The organism is Brevibacillus aydinogluensis, assembly GCF_961514395.1.
GTDB classification, from domain to species: Bacteria; Bacillota; Bacilli; order Brevibacillales; family Brevibacillaceae; genus Brevibacillus; species Brevibacillus aydinogluensis.
Genome location: NZ_OY569118.1, coordinates 290,857 through 304,040, shown reverse-complemented (window position 1 = coordinate 304,040; position 13,184 = coordinate 290,857). Strand labels below are relative to the sequence as shown.

Annotated in this window: 16 protein-coding genes; 8 read left to right on the top strand and 8 right to left on the bottom strand. The window is 47.0% G+C overall.

The genetic code is table 11. The features are described 5' to 3' along the window. Positions 1–33 precede the first annotated feature (33 nt). Entirely contained in the window at positions 34–222 is a 189-nt protein-coding gene (locus Q7F15_RS01400; protein ID WP_304414935.1) for a hypothetical protein, read from the top strand. 25 nt (positions 223–247) lie between these two features. Here the strand turns inward: Q7F15_RS01400 and Q7F15_RS01395 are convergent, their stop codons facing one another. The 3 genes from Q7F15_RS01395 to Q7F15_RS01385 are packed head-to-tail and all read right to left on the bottom strand — an operon-like array spanning position 248 to position 846. Then, positions 248–436 (bottom strand): head-tail connector protein, encoded by a 189-nt coding sequence (locus Q7F15_RS01395; protein WP_304414934.1) that lies wholly within the window; start codon positions 434–436, stop codon positions 248–250. A gap of 31 nt (positions 437–467) precedes the next feature. After that, positions 468–632 (bottom strand): hypothetical protein, encoded by a 165-nt coding sequence (locus tag Q7F15_RS01390; protein WP_160297156.1) that lies wholly within the window; start codon positions 630–632, stop codon positions 468–470. A gap of 13 nt (positions 633–645) precedes the next feature. Then, positions 646–846 carry a helix-turn-helix domain-containing protein gene (locus Q7F15_RS01385; RefSeq protein WP_304414933.1) on the bottom strand — a complete coding sequence of 67 codons (201 nt, stop codon included), beginning with the start codon at positions 844–846 and terminating at the stop codon, positions 646–648. Between the two features lie 132 nt (positions 847–978). On the opposite strand from Q7F15_RS01385, the gene Q7F15_RS01380 reads away from it, so the two are divergent. Then, positions 979–1,302: a helix-turn-helix domain-containing protein gene (locus Q7F15_RS01380; RefSeq protein ID WP_304414932.1), complete on the top strand. Its 324-nt coding sequence runs from the start codon at positions 979–981 to the stop codon at positions 1,300–1,302. Further along, complete coding sequence (locus Q7F15_RS01375) at positions 1,292–1,552, top strand: hypothetical protein (RefSeq protein WP_304414931.1); 261 nt, start codon at positions 1,292–1,294, stop codon at positions 1,550–1,552. Before Q7F15_RS01380 ends, Q7F15_RS01375 begins: the two co-directional genes overlap by 11 nt. Positions 1,553–1,627: 75 nt before the next feature. Here the strand turns inward: Q7F15_RS01375 and Q7F15_RS01370 are convergent, their stop codons facing one another. Next, complete coding sequence (locus Q7F15_RS01370) at positions 1,628–1,888, bottom strand: helix-turn-helix transcriptional regulator (protein WP_304414930.1); 261 nt, start codon at positions 1,886–1,888, stop codon at positions 1,628–1,630. Positions 1,889–2,048: 160 nt separating this feature from the next. Between Q7F15_RS01370 and Q7F15_RS01365 the strand changes: the two genes are divergently transcribed. From Q7F15_RS01365 to Q7F15_RS01355, 3 genes are all read left to right on the top strand, one after another. After that, on the top strand, positions 2,049–2,687 hold the full coding sequence (locus tag Q7F15_RS01365) for a helix-turn-helix domain-containing protein (protein WP_304414929.1): 639 nt from the start codon (positions 2,049–2,051) through the stop codon (positions 2,685–2,687). A gap of 6 nt (positions 2,688–2,693) precedes the next feature. Continuing rightward, positions 2,694–3,167, top strand: a complete 474-nt coding sequence (locus tag Q7F15_RS01360; protein ID WP_304414928.1) for an ImmA/IrrE family metallo-endopeptidase — start codon at positions 2,694–2,696, stop codon at positions 3,165–3,167. Between the two features lie 63 nt (positions 3,168–3,230). Continuing rightward, positions 3,231–3,914, top strand: a complete 684-nt coding sequence (locus Q7F15_RS01355; RefSeq protein ID WP_368509247.1) for a tyrosine-type recombinase/integrase — start codon at positions 3,231–3,233, stop codon at positions 3,912–3,914. Positions 3,915–3,930: 16 nt separating this feature from the next. On the opposite strand, the gene istB is transcribed toward Q7F15_RS01355, so the two are convergent. Both istB and istA read right to left on the bottom strand, forming a co-directional pair. Next, complete coding sequence (gene istB / locus Q7F15_RS01350) at positions 3,931–4,716, bottom strand: IS21-like element helper ATPase IstB (protein ID WP_029099487.1); 786 nt, start codon at positions 4,714–4,716, stop codon at positions 3,931–3,933. Then, complete coding sequence (istA, locus tag Q7F15_RS01345) at positions 4,713–5,930, bottom strand: IS21 family transposase (protein ID WP_230077399.1); 1,218 nt, start codon at positions 5,928–5,930, stop codon at positions 4,713–4,715. The genes istB and istA overlap by 4 nt, the downstream gene beginning before the upstream one ends. 56 nt (positions 5,931–5,986) lie before the next feature. On the opposite strand from istA, the gene Q7F15_RS01340 reads away from it, so the two are divergent. Further along, positions 5,987–6,391, top strand: a complete 405-nt coding sequence (locus tag Q7F15_RS01340; protein WP_304414927.1) for a tyrosine-type recombinase/integrase — start codon at positions 5,987–5,989, stop codon at positions 6,389–6,391. Between the two features lie 17 nt (positions 6,392–6,408). Continuing rightward, positions 6,409–7,089, top strand: coding sequence for a helix-turn-helix domain-containing protein (locus Q7F15_RS01335; RefSeq protein WP_304414926.1), 681 nt, complete (start codon positions 6,409–6,411; stop codon positions 7,087–7,089). A gap of 86 nt (positions 7,090–7,175) precedes the next feature. Here Q7F15_RS01335 and Q7F15_RS01330 read toward each other — a convergent pair whose 3' ends face one another. After that, complete coding sequence (locus tag Q7F15_RS01330) at positions 7,176–9,653, bottom strand: Ig-like domain-containing protein (RefSeq protein WP_304414925.1); 2,478 nt, start codon at positions 9,651–9,653, stop codon at positions 7,176–7,178. 225 nt (positions 9,654–9,878) lie between these two features. Beyond that, positions 9,879–13,058: an S-layer homology domain-containing protein gene (locus tag Q7F15_RS01325; RefSeq protein ID WP_304414924.1), complete on the bottom strand. Its 3,180-nt coding sequence runs from the start codon at positions 13,056–13,058 to the stop codon at positions 9,879–9,881. Positions 13,059–13,184: the final 126 nt, after the last annotated feature.

Here is a 13,184-nt window from a genome sequence, read left to right as displayed (position 1 = left end):
GACTTTATATGAGATATGGAGGTTGGTGATAAAATGAGTGAGAAAAATCATGAAATTATTCATGACCTCACAATTTTGTATATGAAAAACTCTGTAAAACTAGCTGACTATAGTACCCCTGAAGATTATGCTCGTATTTACTTGGAGAACTACTACAAAATCCAAAAAGCATTTACTGAATCAAAAAGCACGATAGTAGCTGATGTGTTTGGGAAAAAGTAGCACCACTTTTGATGAATAGGGTCTGTTACCTTAAGAATCCATCTTCCATCAAATGGTGAATTAACTTTCCAAGTTCAGCAGCACCCTTTATTACCTCCGGCAAGACCTTCAGTTCTTCGTCGGAGGCTCCGTTCTCACACTTGTCTTGTATCCAAGTAAAAACTGATTGTGCAGTCTCAGTGATACGGAGCAGCGTTTGCTCATTTTGGTTCATAAGATCCACCTCCTTTACTGGGGTTGGCACTCTACTTTTTCCCGGTACCTTTCGGGCGTTTGGACGGGTTAATCGAGCGTTTGAATAGCCCGGTTAGATTTGTGGACTGCGGTACCATCAGTTTCGGGACATTGCCTTGCAGCGCTTCGTGAAGAAAGCGATCCAAGTTTCCCGGCAACTTTTTGGGTTCGTTCATTCGGGACCTCCTTTCATGCGGATTGTTGTTCTTCGTCAAGCAGATCGGCGACGCTGACGCCGAGGGCGTCGGCTAATTTGCGAAGTGTTGTGATCGTTGGCTGTTTGTTACCTGCCTCAAGATCGTTGATAAATGATTGAGAAACTCCAGAACGTCTTGACAACTCCATCTGCGACCATTCTTTTGCAGTTCTGAGTTTCCTAATTTTCAGCACTTCCATCACCTCCAGTTGCCTTTATATTATCGCTATAGTTTTATGTTGTCAACGCTATAGCGATTATTTTGAGTAAAAATTTTTATGATACAATCGCTATAGAGATAAGGCTGTATTCCGAGGTGCTGAATTATGGTTATTTCTGAAAGAGTCAGGTTGGCTAGGGAATCACATGGCCTAAGCAAGAACCAGTTAGCAAAGCTTGCAGGTATTTCACAGTCGTATGTCAGCGACATCGAGGCAGGAAAAAAGAACCCTACTTTGGATGTGCTTGATCGTATTTGCTCCGCTCTTGGAATGAGCGTGGTGCAACTTCTAAGCGATCCGTCAGAGGGACTCCCTCCCGACCTCCTGCAACTGATCGAGACAGCCAAGAAGTTAACCCCGGAGGAACGGAAAAAGCTTAATGATTTGCTTCAAACCATACTGGAAAGGACTGATCGAAATGAACGATAAGCTCGATCTTATCCTCACCACCCTTATGGATTTCAAAAAAGACATGGAGGACTTCAAGGAACAAGCTCTCTCGCGTTTAGACTCCATCGAGCAGTCCATTCACCGTATCGAATCAAGTCAACCAGACGACATCAAAGCCATACTTCAAACAATCTCCGATAAACTTGATGAGCGCGATTCTGAAATCCAGGTGCTGAATCGCCGAGTGTTTAAGGTTGAATCAGCGCTTGAACGGTTGTCTGGTCAGTAACTGACCTCGTATATGCGTTGCACCTTCGTTGCTTGCGTGAAGGTATCGCATCGTTCCGTTGGAAAGCTCAATCCCCTAAGCTGTCTCATTTAAACGAGAGAGTCCCATTGTTTCTTTGTTAGGTTTTTGCAACGTTACGTTGCATTTTCCATCAAAAAAAATGTCGCCTATGTCAACCTGAAAATAGTCGGCAATTTTTTTGGCTAATTTTAACGTTGGGGTTCTTGCTCCCGATTCCAACATGCCAATATATTGGCGTGACACTCCTAATACCTCTGCAAGTGATTCTTGCGTGTGTTTTGCTTGTTTTCGTAACTCAATCAACTTGGCTCGCATCTTTCGCACACCCCCTTATGCCGCCTTTTGTTGCTATTCCAAATGTAAATGCAACATTATGTGGCTGTCAAGACATTTTGCAACTTATTGATGCTTTTATATAAATGCAACTAATTGTTGCATATAATAAGGGCAGTGTGTTATATATGAGGTGAAAAACATGTTCGCTAAAAGGCTCGTCTCGTTACGGAAAGCCGCAAAACTAACGCAGCAACAGCTAGCCGATCAGCTCGGCATCACCCGAGGTACACTTTCTATGTACGAGATAGGAAAAAGAGAACCAGATTTTGCTACCACTCAAAAAATAGCCGATTTTTTCGATGTGAGTATTGACTGGCTATTAGGTAAAGATGACGTAAGCACTGGTTCCAAACAAACTATTGAAAGCTTTGTCTTTCGAGTAAATCAACAACGCGAAAAACTCGGTATATCAATACCTGACTTTGCAAAACTCATCGGTTTGCAACCAAGTACGATCGAAAAATGGGACAACTCCCTTGCCAAATTGCCAGGCCAACAAACTTTAGATAAATGTGCCGAAGTATTAGGGGTTACGAGGGACTACTTATTGGGTTACACCGACGATCCCAAAGGATACGGCACCAAGTCTTATCCCACCGATAAACCAGATTTAAAAGAACTTCTGGAAAACCAACCTCTCCGATACGATGGAGTGGAACTATCTCCGGAGGAACAAGAAATTATCACTGCTCATGTCCGTATGGCGTACGACCTCATCAAGAAAAGCAACAAGATTCGCGCGGGACAGAGGAGGAAAAACACACCCAGCGAGGAGTAGTTGCTTGTGATCCAGTCCATCCAGACAATCGTTCAACGATTGGTCCGATATTACAAGACACACAGCCCTTATGAACTAGCAATCGCACGTGGCTATCACGTCATCTACTCACCGACATTACCCGAACGAATCTCAGGTATGTTTGTTCCGATCGGTCGTCGAGGGGTCATCTTCATCAATACCAATGTCCCCTCCCTTCGACGTCCATTCATCATTGCACATGAACTGGCTCATGGGGTACTTCGACACGAAGGGGAACGATTTACGTTTCAAGTGGACAGCCACCGTCTCAATTGGAAACGTCTGAGCGTCCAGGAAAAAGAGGCTCACCTCTTTTCCGCATCCTTGCTCCTGGATGAACTGAATTTTGAAGATGGAATGACGATTGAGCAAGCAGCAGCCGTCACCGGCTGTCCACCCAAAATCATCGAGATATGGCTCCACGAACAAACCAAAGCACGACATGGTTTTTCTTTTTAACCCACAAACAGAACATATGTTTGTGTTTTAGGGAGGCGAATATCGTGAGTCATTGGTGTGTTCATGACACCAGCTAACCAGCTGAGAATCAAACAAAACTTGGGGGAAAGGAGAGTCCGCATGATCGCCTTATTCGAAGCCATTCAGGAGTTTCTTACATACTTGAAAGTGGAGGTGAATCGCAGCGGTGAAACCATAAAAGGATACGAGAAGGATTTATCTCAATTCCATCGCTACTACCTTTCCCAATGGAAGGTAGAACCCTTTGTCGATGAAATCGAAACGCATCATTTACGCACGTTTCTTCGCTACTTATCCGAGGAGAAAAACTACAAGACCAACAGCATCATTCGGATGATCGCGACGTTTCGCTCCTTCTTCCGTTTCCTCGAACGGGAGGAATACATTCAGAAAAACCCGAGCAACCGTCTCCAGGCCCCCAAGAAGCCGGAGAGCATTCCCAAATACCTGACCAAAGAAGAAATCGAAAGGCTTTTGTCCGTCATTAATCAAGACAAAGACAAAGGGAAACGAATCTACACCATCATCCAGACCCTTCGATATACCGGCCTGCGCATTTCCGAATTGACCAACCTCAAGATTGAGGATGTCAACTTTGAGGAAGCGTCGATCACCGTATGGCATGGAAAGGGAGACAAATACCGAATCATGTCAAGATCAAAAGAAAGCTCCTCAAAAAAATCAATCGAAAATTCCCCAGTAAGAGTTATTTTATACGCCCCTTAGGGGGCGGAAACAAGGACTACTCCTTTGGGTGTTCTTCATGCCCTTCTGGTCGGAAGAAACCCGCCTTTTTCTTTTCTTTGATGCGGTAACTTTCCCCCTTGATATTGATTGTGGTGGAATGATGCAGCAAACGATCCAGGATGGCTGTGGCCAGTATAGAGTCTCCAAAGATTTCTCCCCATGAACCATACGACTTGTTGGAAGTCAGGATGATAGAGCCGGTCTCGTATCGTTCGGAGATGATTTGGAAGAAGAAATGGGCTGCCGGTTCGTCCATCTTGCGATAGCCGATCTCATCGATGATCAACAGACGCGGCTTGGTGTACATGCGAATTTTTTGTTTGATCGTATGGTTCTGATCGGCCTGCTGAAGCGTTTGCACGAGATCATGGGCGGTTGTAAAATACACCGTATACCGCTGCTTAATCGCCTCCAAAGCCAGTGCAACGGCCAAATGTGTTTTCCCCACACCGGGCGGGCCGAGGAAAATGAGATTCTCCTGGTGCTCGATAAACCGAAGGGTCGCCAGATCCCGGATTCGCCGTTCATCGATGGATGGTTGGAAACGAAAGTCGAATTGATCCAGGGTCTTGTGAAAGGGCAAGTTGGCTAGACGTGTCCGGGTCCGGATATACCGATCCCATTTTGCCGCCAACTCCTCCTGCAGCAGCTTGTCCAGAAATTCCAGATACGATATATTGTGTTTGGAAGCTTCTTCGGCGTGGTGGTGAAGCACCTCGGGAATGCGAGTCCATCCGAATTGGTGGAAGGCATCCTCAAGACGTTCTTGCAGCCCAATCATTGGAGCCTCACCGCCTCGTCGAGGAATTGTTCATACACGGATAAGTTTCGTTCCAGCACTTCAGGGGCTGGTCGGTCAACAAGTTTGGGCATTGGGGCAGGAACTCGATGTTGACCGGTTGGGCGCAGTCCTTCGAAGTGCTTTTTGTTGATGACCAGCTGCCCTTTTTGGACGGCCTTGGGATGTTCAGCGATGAGTGTGTCTCCACTGTAAATCCGGATGCGTCCGTTCTTGTCGTCCTGGACATGCACGATTTGCCCCATAAAACGGAAGGGAACGGAGTAACGGTTGGCCTCAAACGATACCAGGCAGTCGGCTGATACCTTCCGAGCATGACGGTCGACGACCGCAAACGGCGTTGGGTTCATGGGTTTCAGCTTTTCCTCATGCCAGCGGTCAACCGGCCTGACGTGCGTGGTTCCATGAATCCTCACGTTGGCCACTTGATTTAGCCACTCACGAGCTTGACGATTCAGATCGTCTACTCCCTTGAATTCCCGAACTCGCGGCCAAAAGTTCTTGCGAACATAGCCAATTCCGTTTTCGACCTTTCCTTTAGTGCGAGCGCGATAGGGCCGGCAGCTCGTAAGAAGGAAGCCGTGGTGGCTGGCAAATCGGGAAAAACGCTCATTCCAGACGGGATGGCCCTGTTCATCTCTGTCTTTCACAACGGTCTTCATGTTGTCGTACAGCATCACCTCCGTACCCCCTCCAAAATACTCAAAAGCCCGATGGTGACAACTGATGAGCGTATCCAACTTCTCATCTTCAGTGAACTCCAGATACATCATGCGAGAATAGCTGAGGACCATGACAAACGCATAGAGCCGTTTTGGTTTGCCGTGCCAGTCCACCGTAAACCGTCCCCAATCGACTTGGGCTTGGTATCCGGGATCTGTTTCAAATCGGACGGTGGTTTTGCTGATGACGGTGGGCCGGAACGGTTTCATGAAGACTCGCAGAGTGGTAATCCCACCGGTATACCCTTTTGCCTTGATTTCTTCCAGGATAACTCTCGCATTCAGGCAACCTTCCTCCATTCGGCGGCGAACGTAATCCTTGAACGGATCCAGCTTGCCGAGACGAGTGACCTTTCGCTGATAGGATTCAGGTTCCTTCTTGTTTAGCCACTTACGAATGGTTTTTCGATCCCTCCCCATTTCCTGCGCGATCCGAGTAATACTCATGCCACGTTTCCTCATCTCGTGAATCATGTAAAACTCCCCATTCTTTACCATAATTTCTCTCTCCTCCAAGGAGAGAGTCTGCGATGAAAATGGGGAATTTTCAACCGATTCTATTGGGGATTTTATCGCTGATCTTCACAATCATTCCGCTGCATCCGGAACTGGCACCGATTCTTCAAGATTATCTGGAGAATGCGCGGCCAAAGGTCAGCTCCCCTTACTTCTTTGTCACCAAGAAGATGGGGACAAAAATGACTCCCGGATATATTCGCCTGACCATTCATAAGATCGCCGAAGAAGCCGGGATTACCAAAAACGTGACGCCTCATGTCTTGCGACATTCGTTTGCCACGTCCCTATACAAAGATCACGGCGTGGACTTGCTGCGGATCGGGAAGTTGCTCGGCCATGCTTCGCCACGTGCAACCTCGATCTACACCCACACCACCCCGGAACATCTGCGGGAAGCGCTTGAGAAATTATCGTAGCATGAGGAGGGACCTCTATGGAATCCAATGAACGCGTGGAAGTGATCATCGAATTGTTTCGAGAAGGACATTCAGCGGAAGAGATTGCCGATTTACTCGGATACAAAGGAAAAGGCGGTGTCAGCGGATATATGCGCCGGCATGGCTACCGCTGGGATTGGACGATCAAAAACTACATCCCCGATCCTTTGGCGAAGCGCGAACAATCCGATAATGTAGCCGAAACCGCCTTACTTTTTGACCCATCTACAAGCAATTTGCAAAAAAGTGTAATGGATAGCCAGACCTTGCCGGCAAGCAATGATTTACAAGCCGGCAATGAACAGCAACTTGAAAATGGAAATATCTTTACAGAAACCAGCAATTCCTTGCAAGGAAATGACGAAAGCAACGTCGTCGCGTTTCCGGATCAGACAGGGCAAAGTTCCACTACAACACCAGGCCCCATCTTACCGCCAGAACTCGTGCAAGGATTGCAGGAGATCCTACGAAACAAGGACAAGCTGTTAAACATGGTCACAGACCGGCCGCAGCCGCTACATATGAAACGGTACAGAGGACCGGCGGTGACCAAGACCGTGCAGATCCAGGCGCAGCTATCGGAACGGTTAACGGGATTCGTGAATAATACAGGCTATACAGTAAAGGATGTGGTGAATAAGGCAGTTGAGGAGTTTTTGGAGAGGTATGGGGGGTAAAAGTTCATGAATGGAATCTTTCTTTAAAGTTTAGTAAGAGAGTGCCCCCATGCACAATACATGCATGGGGGCACTTTTAATTTTAACTACTTAACAGTTTTTACAACGTCAAGCTTCAATGTATTACCCGCAGCATCAGCACCCGTAGGAGTTCCAGATGCGATTGTTCCAACTACTACCTTAGTAATTGCTGTCAGGGTCTTCAGGTTAACAGCAGTGTCATCAGCTGTCGATACAGCACCATTAGCTGCACCTGTTTTCAGTACGATTTCACCAGAGTCGTAGGAACCGTTTCCGTTAAGGTCGATGAACAATACGTCATTAGTATCATCAGTATCGCCCAAGTCATCGAATTGTTGCTTAACGGTAACTACATACTTACCTGCGTCGGAGCCTACACCCTTAGTAACTGTTGTTTCAGTATCAACAACTACTTGGTCATTAACTTTTACAACCAGATCAGCAGGATCTACGTCAACACTCAGTTCTTCGCTGAAACCAATTGTGATTGTTCCATCGTTATTAAGAACAGCGCTGTCAAGAACTGGTTCTTTGTTATCAGTAATTTGCAGGGTGTGAGTAACAGGTGTAATTGTTACTCCAGCTGCATTTTGCACGTTTGCAATCGTAAAGATTGCAGCAGTATCTGTAGTAGCGTAGGTCTCTTTCGGGATCTCAATGGTTGCAATTTCTTTGTTGCTGTCCAGCGTAATTACTGTACCATCCGGCAAAGCTTTACCATTGATGGAGTAGTTAGCCGGGTTAGTAGCAGAAGCAGCGCCGGTACCACCTTTAACTGCTTGACCGAAGTTAATTGTTATTGTGTTGGTATTGTCATTGCTAGAGGAAATCGCAGTTGCTGGATCAATTGTGAAAGAACCACCCGGTGCTGTCTTACCAAAGTCCAAAGTGGTAGTGAACGCACCAGATACGTTGCCAGTTTCACTCTTATCTTTTGCAAAGCCACTTTGGATAATAAAGGTGTATGCACCAGGTTGCAAGTTAGCGTTTTGAGCTCCAGTACCAACTGCCAATTTAACACTCGTAGCATAGTCAGCTACAGCAGTTTGATTAGCAACTGTAGCGTCGATAAAGGAGCTGGTTACGTCTGTACCATCCGGAGCGATAACTCGAACTTTACCAGCAGCCGTTGCGACATCATTCGCTGTCATTGCAGCAAGTCCCTCACTGAAGTTGACAGTTACAGATGTCACATCACCAGCGCTGTTCTTAGTAAAGGTCAGGCCAGTAATTGCTGGTGCGACAGTATCCTTGGAGAGAGTAACAGTTTTAGATACTGCAGGCGATTTATTGCCAAGTTCGTCTTCAATACCAGCAGAGAACATTACATTCAATGTTCTTGTGGTTGCGCTGGAATAGAGAGTTTGCGTTACAGGAATGATAACCTGATCATCTACTGTTGTAGCGCCAGGAGTAGCGGCTACAGCAGCACCAAGACTAATGGCAGCAAAGGAGTTTGCATCAATCGCATTAACCAATCCGCTCAGGGATGCCACTTTTACTTTCTTGTTAAATTTAACAAGAATTGCTTTATCCCCTTTTGCTTCTACACTCGCAACTTGAGGTGCATTGGCATCTACTTCAATTGTGAAGGTTTTAGTAGCAATTGCTGTAGTGTTTCCTGCACCATCTTTAAGATTTACAACTTCAATAGTGTGAGACTTAGAAGCATCGAGAGGAGTAGAAGGCGTTACGGTTGTTTTAAGACCGTAAGAAGTCACACCCTCTTGAACCCCATCAATTTTAATTACAGAACCAGCTTGAACTGGCTCACTGAAAATGATATCAACGGAACCCGCTTCGGAACCCGCTGTCTTAGCAACTGCACTTGCAATTGTTGGTTTTACTTCTTCATTTACAGTGAAAGCTTTGGAGAACGGTTCAATTGCGTTACCGTCAGCGTCCTTTACTCCAGCTTTAACTGTAATAGTGTAAGAACCTTTGAAGAAATCATTTTGTGCAGTGGTAATAATCAGAGTTTTACCATCTACCAACTCAGCAGTTGCATTATCATCTGTTACCGATTGTGCCCCAGCCAATGCTGCAATCTCAATATTTGTAGTGTTGAGGTTACCACTAGTGATGACAGTATCTTCATCCACAGCTTTTGTAAATTTCACTTGCAGCTGAGTAGAGTTAATAGCACTTACGCTCTCAACTTTCAGCTCGCCACTATCTACCGGCAGCAGGTCCGGATCGTTTTCAGGATTCCAGGTACCTTCACCGTCTACGATAGCGTACGGATTCTTTTCAAAGTGATCCAGACTAGCCGGTTTCATCACTTTGCTCAGATCGCCGTTTGCCGTCAGGATGTCCTGGAACGAAGCAGCATTACCATCAGCGTCAACATAGGTGGTGCTGTCCAGATTATCCACAATTTCGTCAAGCGCCTCGTCAAAGTGATTAAAGAAAGCATCGATGTTATAGTATTTATCTACTTGGCCGCCAACGTAAAAGCCAGCGTCCGGCTTCGCCATAGCGGAAGCAGCCATGCTTGCTACAACAGCTGTCGAGAGTACAGAAAGCACAAGCTTTTTGTTCACGTACTACCCCTCCAGATCTAGATAGGAATTTTGTCTTTTCTGTCTGTTTATCTGTTTATCATAGATGGAGAGACACTTCTAGGCTGGCAATCGTGATGTATGTGTTTCTCCTTATTAACTGAGCATCTGTTACGATTACGAGGCATTGAATCAGGGAGCAGAGGGGATTCCCTCTGCCCCTGTTCATTCCATGCCCTCAATCAAACCTAGATGAGTAGACCCGACTTACTTGGAGATTTTATGGGTGTACTCTTCGGATTTACCGTCTTTGGTCGAGGTGATAACTACTTCAGTCTCGCCCACTTTGCCCAGAACGGTTACTTCGAAGTCACCGTTGTCGTCTGCAGTTGCCTGGCCTTCACGAGTACCAACTTTCACCTTCACAGTTGCGCCTGGTGCAGCAGTACCGGAAACTTTGTACGAAGACAGGACGCCAGGGAGTACATCTGTTACAACCACTTCTACAGATTCTTCGTCAAGCAGGTCTACCGGATCTACCGGATCTTTCGGATCCTCGGGGTCAACTTTGCCGCCAGCGAATTGTTTGAAGAAGTTGGTCAGGTAATCTTCGAGCTCATCGTCATCGTAGTCTCTCTTCGCATCATCTTCGGAAGATACTTTGATGACGTAGTCCCAAATGTTACCATCGTCGTCGGTTTCTACGAGGATTACGTAGTCGCCTACGTCGACACCGTCGCCTTCTTCCATGTCATACGCGTTGATGAAGGCAGTTTTGGAGTTCAGCGTGAACGTAGCTCTCTTACCTTCGGCATAATCGAAGTAGAACTTGTTGCTGCCATCTTTCTTGTCAACGCGAGCAACCGTCAGAGCATGCAGATCTGCTTTTTCCAGTTCTTTGTCAGTTGCCGGTTTGTAATTGCCATCGCCGAAGAAGTCAGCGCCATCAATGTCTTGAGCACTGTCAACTACTTCGACAACATCCTTCACGATAACTTCGTCGCTGGAGTTCAGGCGGAATGCGATGAAGTCACCGCGGTTGATGTTATTATCCAGCAGCTCTTCGAGATCGTCGTCCAGTTTGAAGGTTTTGGTCGTTACCTTGCCGGTTTCGCCGTCTTTGGTAATAACCTCGATCTCGTCGTTGTCGCTGCGGCCGCCCATTTGGGTAACCAGACCGTACATCGTTTTGCTGCCCAGGCCTTTACCAGCAACAACGAAGATTGCGTCTACTTCTTCTTCTTCTTCATCTACGGCATAGTATACATCCAGACCGTTTTTGTCAGCGATGTCAGAGAACTTCACTACACCCGGGTTTTTCAGCTCGGGACGTCTGCCGGTGGTGATATTGTCAGTCATGTCGAAGATGGCCGTGTCGGAAGTAACGGTGTAGAGACCGTCTTCATCCTTGATGGTTTCATCATCTTCGTCAGCCGCGTCATTCCAAGCTTTGTCTTTCAGCTGTTTCAGCTTGATCGGGAGAACTTTAACTTTCTCTGCTTCGCCTTTGGAATCCAGCGTTACTTCCAGCAGCATGATGTCGGTCTTGCTCGGTACGAAGTCCTCTTCGATTTGATCCGGATCATCTTCGTACGACTCGCCATCTGCTTTGTAAACGTCTTCCGCATCGATCGTGATATCCAGCTCTTTGCCGTTTTCGTTGATGATGCCGAATTCGTATTTACCTTTGTTGTACTCGGCTTTGCGGGTCACGATTGCTTTGAAGCGGCGATCGTCTACGCTGTCCTTGGTTTCGATGTGGCGGATACGGCCAGATGCATCCAGGTACAGTTTAACTTCTTCGCCACGCAGGTCGCGAACCAGATCCCAGTTGCTGGAGTTCAGTTCTTCTACATCTTTGTTGGCGTTGTCGGAGTAAGTGGAGCCCGTACGGAAACGATAGGTTTTGCCGTCGATTTCCAGACGGTTGTCGCCGTCGTTGCGTACAATTACGCGTTCCACTTTACCTTCAACTACGGTGCTGTTCGCGAATACCAGCAGTTTTTTCTTGTTGCCGTTTGCGTAGTAAACGCTGTACACGTCCATTTCTTTCAGGTCGGCCAGCTTCGCCGGTTTGTTGTCGCGGAATACCAGGAAGTCTACGCCTTCTTCCAGGTCTTTCAGCGCGTTGAAGTTGCCGCCATCCAGGTTCTCGATGCGTTTCTTGTCAGCGTCGATTTTCTTGATAACTTCGGAACCGTATTTGTAACCTTCTTTGTTTTGGTTCAGGCTTTGGTCGTCGATTACGTGGATGTAGCTGATTTTGTTGTCTTTATCCAGAACAACTTTGGCGGAGAAGGTGTAATTCTCGTTCGCCTTAATGATTTCCTTGATACCTTTTACGTTGCTGTCGTACGGTTGGAAGTTGAACGTAACTTTGGTATCTTCGGTGAAACGATAGGTTTTGCCGCTGCCGTCCAGTTCGATTTCCAGATCGTTCAGATCGGAAGTTTTGCTGATGTCATCCACTTTGAACTTGGACTTGTCGTTCAGGTAGAAGGTGCCCAGACGGTCCATAACCACGTCTTCGTCCTCGGAACCTTCCATCCATACAACGGTGTTTTCCTTGTCGTCCTTGATCCACACTTGTACGTGTTGACCAGCGAACTCGTTCGGGTTGATGCCGTCAGCCACTTTGAACGTGGTGCCTTTGGAGCCCATGCCGGCGTCTTTGCCGCTCAGGATGATTTCGTTGGCTTTCAGGGAACCCAGACCGATAACCGGTACGTTGGATACGATCGGCAGTTCGCCTTTGCTGTCGCGAGCCCACTCCATGTCGTATACGTCAACGTCCAGGTACTTGGTCAGCAGGGTTTCGTCTTTTACTTCAAAACGAATGTCAGTACCGAACTCAACTTGCTCCATCAGTTTTACGCGGAGCGCGTTGTCCATCATTCTGAAGATGTCGCCGCGAGTAGCCGCGTTGTTCGGAGCTGCGATGTTTTTCGCAATGTTCAGCTTCGCAGCTTCTGCGATCATGTTGTTCGGCCATACGCCTTTAACAGCCGGCTCGTAACCCAGAACGCGAACGATCATGGTTACAGCTTCTGCGTAAGTAACGTTGTTGCCAGGACGGAAGGTTTTGTCCGGGTAACCTTTTACGATTTCTTGACCGGAAGCTACGTTAACATAGCCAGAGAACCAGTCGCTCGGTTTTACGTCAGTGAAGATGGACTGGTATTGTGCCAGTTTTGCACCTTCCGACATGTTTTTCAGACGAACCATCAGGGTAGCGAACTCGGCACGGTTGATCGGACGATCCACACCGTATTCGCCGTTGCCATAACCGGAAACCAGGTTCAGTGCTGCCAGACGTCCTACTACTTTCTGCAGTTCGGTATCCATTTTAGGAGCTTCGGTGTTGGTGGTCTCCTCGGCAGCGAATGCCATCGGTGCTACAGTAAGTGCAAGTGCACTTGCCAGTACGCTGTTAACAACCTTTTTCATAACCTTGGGTTCTCCTCCTCTGGTATAAACAAATTGTTCTTGGGGAATATTTGTTTTCGATCTATCTCTCTTTTTAAAGCCCGAATCCTGCAAGCGCGTGTCACCTCCTTTCGCAGGACTGCATTG

Bases quoted from the DNA above. Each gene is read 5' to 3' on its own strand.
- Q7F15_RS01400 (WP_304414935.1), top strand. From the start codon at position 34: ATGAGTGAGAAAAATCATGAAATTATTCATGACCTCACAATTTTGTAT.
- Q7F15_RS01395 (WP_304414934.1), bottom strand. From the start codon at position 436: ATGAACCAAAATGAGCAAACGCTGCTCCGTATCACTGAGACTGCACAA.
- Q7F15_RS01390 (WP_160297156.1), bottom strand. From the start codon at position 632: ATGAACGAACCCAAAAAGTTGCCGGGAAACTTGGATCGCTTTCTTCAC.
- Q7F15_RS01380 (WP_304414932.1), top strand. From the start codon at position 979: ATGGTTATTTCTGAAAGAGTCAGGTTGGCTAGGGAATCACATGGCCTA.
- Q7F15_RS01375 (WP_304414931.1), top strand. From the start codon at position 1,292: ATGAACGATAAGCTCGATCTTATCCTCACCACCCTTATGGATTTCAAA.
- Q7F15_RS01370 (WP_304414930.1), bottom strand. From the start codon at position 1,888: ATGCGAGCCAAGTTGATTGAGTTACGAAAACAAGCAAAACACACGCAA.
- Q7F15_RS01365 (WP_304414929.1), top strand. From the start codon at position 2,049: ATGTTCGCTAAAAGGCTCGTCTCGTTACGGAAAGCCGCAAAACTAACG.
- Q7F15_RS01355 (WP_368509247.1), top strand. From the start codon at position 3,231: ATGACACCAGCTAACCAGCTGAGAATCAAACAAAACTTGGGGGAAAGG.
- istB (WP_029099487.1), bottom strand. From the start codon at position 4,716: ATGATTGGGCTGCAAGAACGTCTTGAGGATGCCTTCCACCAATTCGGA.
- istA (WP_230077399.1), bottom strand. From the start codon at position 5,930: ATGATTCACGAGATGAGGAAACGTGGCATGAGTATTACTCGGATCGCG.
- Q7F15_RS01340 (WP_304414927.1), top strand. From the start codon at position 5,987: ATGAAAATGGGGAATTTTCAACCGATTCTATTGGGGATTTTATCGCTG.
- Q7F15_RS01335 (WP_304414926.1), top strand. From the start codon at position 6,409: ATGGAATCCAATGAACGCGTGGAAGTGATCATCGAATTGTTTCGAGAA.
- Q7F15_RS01325 (WP_304414924.1), bottom strand. From the start codon at position 13,058: ATGAAAAAGGTTGTTAACAGCGTACTGGCAAGTGCACTTGCACTTACT.